Raw genomic sequence first — 7,783 nt, 5'->3', positions numbered from 1 at the left:
GGGCGTAGGCGTCGCGGGCGACGACGACCCCCAGCTCGCGCCAGGTGGCGAGGACGAGGCCCGAGCAGTCGAGACCGAGCGGCGACGTGCCGGACCAGAGGTAGGGCAGCCCGAGGTGGCGTCGGGCGAGGGTGACGGCCGGGTGCGGCCCCTCGAGCGTCGCGGCGTCGACCGAGGCCACGGGCCCGTCCGGGGCCACCTCGTCATCTGCGAGCGCCCGCAGGTGCGCGGTGGGCACCCAGCCGGGGTAGCCGCGTCCGTCCTTGGGGGAGCGCTGCCAGGGGGCGAGGACGTGCGACCACCGGCCCGAGGCGTCGGTCCCGGTGACCTGCACCGGCTCGCCCTCGAGCAGCTGGGTCTCGACGCGTCCGTGCAGCCCGAGCCGGCCGCCGCCGTCCTCGTCGGCGCCCGCGGCGTCGAGGGCGGCGAGCCACGCCACCGGGTCCGGCTCGTCCGCGACCGCAGGGGCGTCGACCGGGCGCGGGCTTGCCGGGTCGGTCCAGACGGTGGTGACGGCGACGCAGGTGAGGTGCGTGACCTGCGTGGTGGTGGGGGTCGGGACGGCGCTCACGCGAGCCATCCTCGCACCCCGCCGGCCACGCGCAGCCGCCCGGCCCCGCCGGGACCGACGCGTCGGCCGGTGGTTCGTGGACGCCGGCTGGGTGGCGGCTGCGAGTCTCGTGACGATGGCGACTCGCCCACCGGTGATGGGTCCTGCGGGCAGGGGCCGAGGAGTACCGTCGAGACATGGACGAGCGGATCACCGTCGAGAGATTCGATCCCCCGAAGAACCGACGGCACGGCCCGGACGGCGACATCGTCGACGTGCAGGGCTGGCTCCTTGCCCCGGTCGACTGGGACGGCGGGCCGGCCCTCGAGCGGGCCTGGCGCGAGCGACACGGGCGTTCTCGTCTCGGCGTCGGGCTCTGTGTGGCCCACAGCCCGCGGCGGCACATCATCCTGACGAACGTGCCCGACGACCTGCCCTTCCTGCGCACCGAGCTCGAGGAGCTCATCGCGGTCGTCGAAGGGACCGACCGCGAGTCGGACATCTCGGACGTCGACGAGGCCGAGAGCGCCTGAGCCCCACCGGTTTCCCAGCGCGGGCCGGCGGGATCCGGCGAGATCCGGCGAGAACGGCCCGGCGTCGCCCGCCGGCTCCTACGCTGACGTGGTGGGCAGGCCGGTCATCCTCACCGTCGACGACGACCCGCACGTGTCCGAGGCGGTGGCGCGCGACCTGCGCTCCCGCTACGGAGGCGAGCACCGGGTCGTGCGCGCCACCTCGGGACCGGAGGCACTCGAGGTGGCGCGGCGGCTGGTCCTGCGTGACACCCCGCTCGCGCTGGTGCTCGCCGACCAGCGGATGCCCGGCATGACCGGCATCGAGCTGCTCGGGCAGGTTCGCGGGGTCGTCGCCGAGGCCAAGCTGCTCCTGCTCACCGCCTACGCCGACACCGAGGTCGCGATCGCCGCCATCAACGAGATCGGCCTCGACCACTACCTGCTCAAGCCGTGGGACCCGCCGGAGGAACGGCTCTACCCGGTCCTCGACGACCTCCTGTCCGACTGGCACGCCGAGCACCCGGACCACTCGGCCGACGTCCGGGTCGTGGGGCACCGCTGGTCCGAGCGCGGCCACGAGGTCAAGAGCTTCCTGGCCAACAACCACGTGCCCTACACGTCGTTCGACGTCGAGCGCGACCCGGAGGGGGCGCGGCTGCTCGAGCTGTCGGGGGCCGCCGCGTCCGACCTGCCGCTCGTCCTCGTGCCCGACGGCGAGACGCTGCGCAGTCCGGCGATCGTCGACCTCGCGGCAGCGCTCGGGCTGCGCACCCGCGCCGAGCGCAGCCTCTACGACCTGTGCATCGTCGGCGGCGGCCCCGCCGGTCTCGCGGCTGCCGTGTACGCGGCCTCGGAGGGCCTGTCGACGATCGTCGTCGAGCACGCGGCACCCGGCGGCCAGGCCGGCCAGAGCGCGGCCATCGAGAACTACCTCGGCTTTCCCCGCGGCCTGTCCGGGGCGGACCTGACGCAGCGCGCCCTCGCCCAGGCCCGACGTTTCGGCGCCGAGCTCGTCGTCGCGCGCGACGTCACGGCGCTCGAGGCCCGCGGACCGGTACGGGCCGTGCGGATCGAGGGCGCCGACGACGTGGAGGCCCGCAGTGTCGTGCTCGCCACCGGCGTGTCGTACCGGCGCCTCGACGCCGAGGGCATCGACGCGCTCGTCGGCCGCGGCGTCTACTACGGCGCGAACGCCCGGGACGCGTCCCAGTGCGCCGGTGACGACGTGTTCGTCGTCGGCGCCGCCAACTCGGCCGGGCAGGCAGCGCTCAACCTGGCCCGCTTCGCCGGCGGCGTGACGCTGGTGGTGCGCGGCCCGAGCCTCGAGGCGTCGATGTCGGCCTACCTCGTCGACCGGATCCGTGCCCACCCCGCCATCGTGGTGCGGCTCGGCTGCGAGGTGGCGGCCGTCGCCGGTGACGGGCACCTCGAGGGGCTGGCGCTGCGCCACCGGCAGTCCGGCGCTGTCACGGAGGTCCCGGCGTCCTGGCTGTTCGTCTTCATCGGCGCCGAGCCCCGGACCGACTGGCTCGGGGACGACGTCGTCCGCGACGACCACGGGTTCGTCGTCACCGGAACGGATCTCGTCAACGTCCACGCGGGTAGGTCTGTCTCACAAGGCGTTCCGCAGTGGCCGCTCCGACGTGCGCCCTTCGCCCTGGAGACCAGCGTGCCGGGGGTCTTCGCCGCGGGCGACGTCAGGCTCGACTCGATGAAACGCGTCGCCTCCGCGGTCGGCGAAGGCGCCATGGCGGTCCATTTCGTGCACCGCTACCTCGCGACGGTCTGAGGAGGCTGCGGTGGTCACACGCACCGACCTGCGAGCGGTCCCGCTCTTCGACGGCCTGTCCGACGAGCAGCTCGACGAGCTCATCGAGGCCGGGGAGGAGGTGCGCGTCGACCCCGGCACGCTGCTCTTCCGCGAGGGCGAGCACGCCGACGCCTGGTGGGTGCTCCTCGACGGGGCCCTCGAGCTGTCGAGGCACAGCGGGCGCGAGGACGTCGTCGTCGGGCGCATGGACGTGCCGGGGCGATGGGCGGGCGGGTTCCGTGCGTGGGACGAGCACGGCGTCTACCTCGCGACGGCCCGCGGCCGCGAGACCGGCCGCGTCCTGCGCGTCCCGGCGGACCGGCTCCGGGCGCTCGCGGACGCGTGGTTCCCGTTCGCCGCCCACCTCGTCGCGGGTCTCTACGGCACGGCCCGCTCCATCGAGGCCACGGCCCGCCAGCGGAGCGCGCTCGTCACGCTCGGCACGCTCGCGGCGGGCCTGGCCCACGAGATCAACAACCCGGCCGCCGCCGCGACCCGCTCGGCCGCGGACCTCGAACAGGCGTGCGACGTGCTCCTCGAGTCCCTGCGGGGCATGGCCGTCCGAGCCGTGACGTCGGAGCAGTTCACGACGCTCGACGCGCTGCGCCGCGAGCTCAGGCCGGTGACGACGCTGCCCGACGCCCTCGTGCAGGCCGACCGCGAGGAGGCTCTCGGCGAGTGGCTCGAGGCGCGCGGGGTCGCCCGGGCCTGGGAGCTCGCGTCCTCGCTCGTGGCCGCCGGCGCCGACCCCGCCTGGTGCGAGCGCGTCGCCCGGGTCCTCCCTCCTCCCGCCGTCGGGCCGGGTCTGGCCTGGGTCGGCGCGACCGTCGACGTCGCAGCCCTCCTGCGCCAGGTGCGCGAGTCCACCCGACGCGTCTCCGAGCTCGTGTCGGCCATCAAGTCCTACTCGCAGATGGACCGTGCCTCGCTGCAGCGCGTCGACGTGCACGACGGCCTCGAGAGCACGCTGCTCGTCATGGGGCCGAAGCTGCGCGACGGCGTCACCGTGGTGCGCGACTGGGGGGAGGACCTGCCGGCGGTCGAGGGGCTGCCGGGCGAGCTCAACCAGGTGTGGACCAACCTCGTCGACAACGCCGTGGACGCGATGGACGGTTCGGGCACCCTCACGGTCAGGACGCGGTCCGAGGAGGGCTCGGTCGTCGTCTCGGTCCACGACACCGGCCCCGGCCTGGACGCCGAGTCCCTCGAGAGGGCGTTCGAGGCGTTCTACACGACGAAGGAGGTCGGGCGGGGCTCCGGCCTGGGGCTCGACATCGCGCGCCGCATCGTCGTCGACCGGCACGGCGGCACCATCGAGGTGGAGTCCCGCCCCGGGGACACGACGTTCCGGGTGCGCCTGCCGGTGGCCGGGACGCCCTGACGCTCGGAGGTCACCAGCCGCGGGCACGCCACTCCGGCAGGTGCGGTCGTTCGGCGCCGAGCGTCGAGTCGTCACCGTGCCCCGGGTAGAACCACGTGTCGTCCTCGTATTCGTCGAAGACCCGCGTCGTGACGTCCGCGATGAGCGCGTCGAAGCTCTGACCCTCGTTCCGCGTGTTGCCGACGCCGCCCGGGAAGAGGCTGTCGCCGGTGAACAGGTGCGTCCGCCCCGCGGGGTCCTGGGCGTCGGCGTAGGCGAGCGCCACCGACCCCGGGGTGTGACCGCGCAGGTGGACGACGTCGAGGACGACGTCACCGAACCGGACCGTGTCGCCCTGGCCGACCCGGTCGTCGACCGGCACCGGCAGGCCGTCGGCGTCCTCGGCCCCCGCGACGGTGCGCGCCCCCGTGGCACGGACCACCTCGGCGAGGGCCCCCACGTGGTCGCGGTGGCGGTGCGTCGTGACGACGACGTCGAGGTGCGGTTGTCCGCCGGCCCCCGCCGCGACGAGCTCGAGGACGCGCTCCGGCTCGGCCGCCGCGTCGACGAGCAGCTGCCGGCCCGTGGTGCGGCAGGTGAGCAGGTAGACGTTGTTGTCGAACGAGGACACCGACAGCTTGCGGATGGTCAGCCGGGGCAGCTCGCGGACCGCTGCGGGGCCGCCCGGCTCGACGTGGCCGGTGTACGGTGCGGCGCCGGGCACGGTCAGCCTCCGAAGGGCAGCGTCGGCAGGGGCCCGTCGACGACGACGCCGTCGGTCCGTCCACGGGCCAGCCAGAGGAGAACTCCGGCCCGGGGGCCAGAGACTCGGGTCGTCCCCGCTCCGAGGACGTGCTCGTCACCCTCGTCGGTCCGCAGGCGGACGTCCGGCGCGTCCTCGCCCGCGAGCCGCTCCACGGCGTCGGCGAGCAGCAGCTCGACGACGTCGGCGGGCGCGTCGGCGAACCGGAAGCCGGCATCGAGGTCGACGTGGTGGAAGACGAGCTCACGCAGGCGCAGGTACGGCACCGCTCCCACGGCGATCTCCGGCCCGTCGGGTGTGCGGTGCACCCGGATGCCGCCGTGGTCGGGGGCGAGCCGGTCCAGCTCGGCGGCGAGGCGTGCGGACGAGGCCCGCAGGTCCTCGGCCTGCGCCCTCAGCGAGCGCCCGGCACCGGCCTCGATGTCGGCGTCCCGGGCCTCGGTGCTGTCGTACATCGTGTCGGGGACCCCGGTCGTGGCGACCGACACCACGCGGGTCAGGGCGTCCGCGTTGCGGGCGAGGTGCGCGAGGACGTGACCGCGCGACCACCCCTCGCACAGTGACGGCCCGGCGAGGTCCGCGTCGGAGAGCCGGTCGACCGTGGCCAGCAGCCGGTCGGTCTCGGTGGCGACGTGCCGGGGCGTGACGTCACGACGGTGCATGGGAAGCCTCCTGGTGGTCCTGCGTGTCCGGGGTGTCCTGCGTGTCCTGGGTGTCCTTGGTGTCCTCGGTGTCGGGTTCCTCGTAGGGCTGCTGCTCGGGGCCCTCGGCGGCGTCCCCCGGGCGCCGGCTCGCCCGCTCGATGGCGAGGGCGGCCCCGACGAGCGCCAGGTGCGAGAAGGCCTGGGGGAAGTTGCCCACCAGGTGTCCGCTCCCGGGGTCGTACTCCTCGGAGAGCAGGCCGACGTCGTTGGCCAGGCCGACGAGCCGGTCCATGAGCGCCGTGGCCTCCTCGACGAGCCCGGCCCGCGCATAGGCGGTGACCAGCCAGAAGGAACACGCGAGGAACGGGTGCTCGTCGCCGGCCAGCCCGTCGACGCCGGTGCGCGTGCGGTAGCGCATGACGAGGCCGTCGCGCAGGAGGTCCTCCTCGACGGCCCGGATCGTGCCGACCATGCGGGGGTCGTCACCGTCGACGAAGCCGATGGAGGACAGCGTCAGCAGCGACGCGTCGAGCTCGGTCGTGTCGTAGTGCTGGACGAAGGTGTTGCGGGCCGGGTCGTAGCCCTTGGTCAGCACCTCCTCGCGGACCCGGTCGCGCAGCTCGCGCCAGAGGTCGACCGGCCCCTCGAGGCCGTACTCCTCGACCGCGCGGACGGCCCGGTCGAAGGCGGCCCACACCATGGCGCGGGAGTGGGTGAAGTGGCGCAGGGGGCCGCGGATCTCCCACAGCCCGTTGTCCGCCTCCTGCCAGTGCGTCGTGAGGTGGTTGACGAGGGCACGCTGCAGGCTCCACGAGTCGTCGCTCTCCTCGAGGCCGCGCTGGCGGGCGTGCTCCAGAGAGATCATGACCTCGCCCAGCACGTCGGTCTGGCGCTGGTCGACGGCGGCGTTGCCGATGCGGACCGGTCGCGAGCCCGCGTAGCCGGACAGGTGCGGCAGGGTGCGTTCGGGCAGGTCGCGGCCGCCGTCGACGCGGTACATGATCTGCATGTCCTGGGGGTCGCCGGCGACGGCGCGCAGCAGCCAGTCGCGCCACAGCGCCGTCTCGTCGAGGTAGCCGCAGCCGAGCAGGGCCTCGAGCGTCAGCGCGGCGTCGCGCAGCCAGCAGAAACGGTAGTCCCAGTTGCGTTCGCCGCCGACGTCCTCGGGCAGCGAGGTCGTCGCCGCCGCGACGATGCCGCCGGTCGACCCGTGCGTCAGGGCCCGCAGGACGAGCAGCGAGCGCGTCACCGCCGCGGCGTAGGGTCCGGTGTAGTGGCTCTGCGCGGCGTAGTTCTCGCTCAGGGCGAGGGTCTCCTCGATCCGGGCCCGGACGCGCAGCGGCGGCGGGATGGCCTCGTGGCTGCGGAACCACGTCGTCGAGAACGTCATCGTCTCCCCGGCGGCCACGTCGAACTCGTCGACGTGGTGGCCTTCCCGGGCATGCGGGAGCCGCGCACCGCGCAGGACGAGCATGTCGGGGCCGGCGATCGCCGTGATGATCTCGTCGGTGCGGCCCTCGCGGTCGTCGGTGTGCCGCATGACCCACGGTCGGGTGCGCCCGTAGTTGAAGCGCACCGTCCACTCGTGGCGCATCCGGACCGTCCCCTCGACCCCCTCGACGCGGCGCAGCACGTCGGAGCGACCGTCCCCGAGCGGCATGACGTCGGTGACGCGAACGGTCCCGGTGGACGTCACGTGCGTCGTCTCGAGGATGAAGGAGTTGCCGACGTAGCGACGCGTCGTCCGGGCGTCGGGGTCGGCCGGCGTGAGCAGCCAGCGGCCGTTGTCGGGGGTGCCGAGGAGCGCCGAGAAGCAGGCTCGCGAGTCGAACCGGGGTAGGCACAGCCAGTCGACCGAGCCCTTGAGGCTGACGAGGGCTGCAGTACCGAGGTCGCCGAGGACGGCGTAGTCCTCGATGGGCGTGGACCGCGGCGTGCTCATGGAGCGAGTATGCCGAACGGTGCCGGTGGCGCCGCGAGGCACTGTCGGTGGCCCGACCTAGCATGGGGCGCGTGACTGCTACGCCCTCCGGCACCTCCCACTCCCTCGTCGTCCGCGGCGCGCGCGAGCACAACCTGCGCGACGTCTCGGTCGACCTCCCCAGGGACAGCCTCGTCGTCTTCACCGGGCTGTCCGGGTC

General features: G+C 74.1%; 7 protein-coding genes. 3 read left to right on the top strand and 4 right to left on the bottom strand.

Going from position 1 to position 7,783, the window contains the following annotated elements; genetic code table 11:
- Window positions 1-571 (bottom strand): NlpC/P60 family protein (locus ACPYOM_RS19775; RefSeq protein ID WP_481347257.1); only part of this gene is annotated, 571 nt, incomplete at its 3' end.
- A gap of 176 nt (window positions 572-747) precedes the next feature.
- Between ACPYOM_RS19775 and ACPYOM_RS19770 the strand changes: the two genes are divergently transcribed.
- The 3 genes from ACPYOM_RS19770 (at window position 748) to ACPYOM_RS19760 (ending at window position 4,256) form a co-directional block, all read left to right on the top strand.
- Window positions 748-1,083, top strand: a complete 336-nt coding sequence (locus tag ACPYOM_RS19770; RefSeq protein WP_481343024.1) for a hypothetical protein — start codon at window positions 748-750, stop codon at window positions 1,081-1,083.
- Window positions 1,084-1,174: 91 nt separating this feature from the next.
- Window positions 1,175-2,854, top strand: a complete 1,680-nt coding sequence (locus tag ACPYOM_RS19765; protein ID WP_481343023.1) for an FAD-dependent oxidoreductase — start codon at window positions 1,175-1,177, stop codon at window positions 2,852-2,854.
- Window positions 2,855-2,864: 10 nt separating this feature from the next.
- A complete protein-coding gene (locus ACPYOM_RS19760) occupies window positions 2,865-4,256 on the top strand; it encodes an ATP-binding protein (RefSeq protein ID WP_481343022.1) in 1,392 nt (463 codons plus the stop codon).
- 10 nt (window positions 4,257-4,266) lie between these two features.
- On the opposite strand, the gene ACPYOM_RS19755 is transcribed toward ACPYOM_RS19760, so the two are convergent.
- The 3 genes from ACPYOM_RS19755 to ACPYOM_RS19745 are packed head-to-tail and all read right to left on the bottom strand — an operon-like array spanning window position 4,267 to window position 7,584.
- Window positions 4,267-4,959: an MBL fold metallo-hydrolase gene (locus ACPYOM_RS19755; protein ID WP_481343021.1), complete on the bottom strand. Its 693-nt coding sequence runs from the start codon at window positions 4,957-4,959 to the stop codon at window positions 4,267-4,269.
- A 2-nt stretch (window positions 4,960-4,961) separates the two neighbouring features.
- The gene (locus ACPYOM_RS19750; protein WP_481343020.1) at window positions 4,962-5,660 is read right to left on the bottom strand and encodes a maleylpyruvate isomerase family mycothiol-dependent enzyme; all 699 of its coding nucleotides are present in this window, start codon (window positions 5,658-5,660) and stop codon (window positions 4,962-4,964) included.
- The gene (locus ACPYOM_RS19745; RefSeq protein WP_481347256.1) at window positions 5,647-7,584 is read right to left on the bottom strand and encodes a glycoside hydrolase family 15 protein; all 1,938 of its coding nucleotides are present in this window, start codon (window positions 7,582-7,584) and stop codon (window positions 5,647-5,649) included. The genes ACPYOM_RS19750 and ACPYOM_RS19745 overlap by 14 nt, the downstream gene beginning before the upstream one ends.
- Between the last annotated feature and the right edge of the window lie 199 nt (window positions 7,585-7,783).

It is taken from the genome of Monashia sp. HAY1-2A (assembly GCF_056755315.1).
Note: the sequence above shows the minus strand (reverse complement) of the source record. Positions and strands in the feature narration are given on the sequence as shown.

Excerpts from the sequence above, each read along its gene's own strand:
- ACPYOM_RS19745 (WP_481347256.1), bottom strand. The coding sequence starts at position 7,584 with ATGAGCACGCCGCGGTCCACGCCCATCGAGGACTACGCCGTCCTCGGC.
- ACPYOM_RS19770 (WP_481343024.1), top strand. The coding sequence starts at position 748 with ATGGACGAGCGGATCACCGTCGAGAGATTCGATCCCCCGAAGAACCGA.
- ACPYOM_RS19750 (WP_481343020.1), bottom strand. The coding sequence starts at position 5,660 with ATGCACCGTCGTGACGTCACGCCCCGGCACGTCGCCACCGAGACCGAC.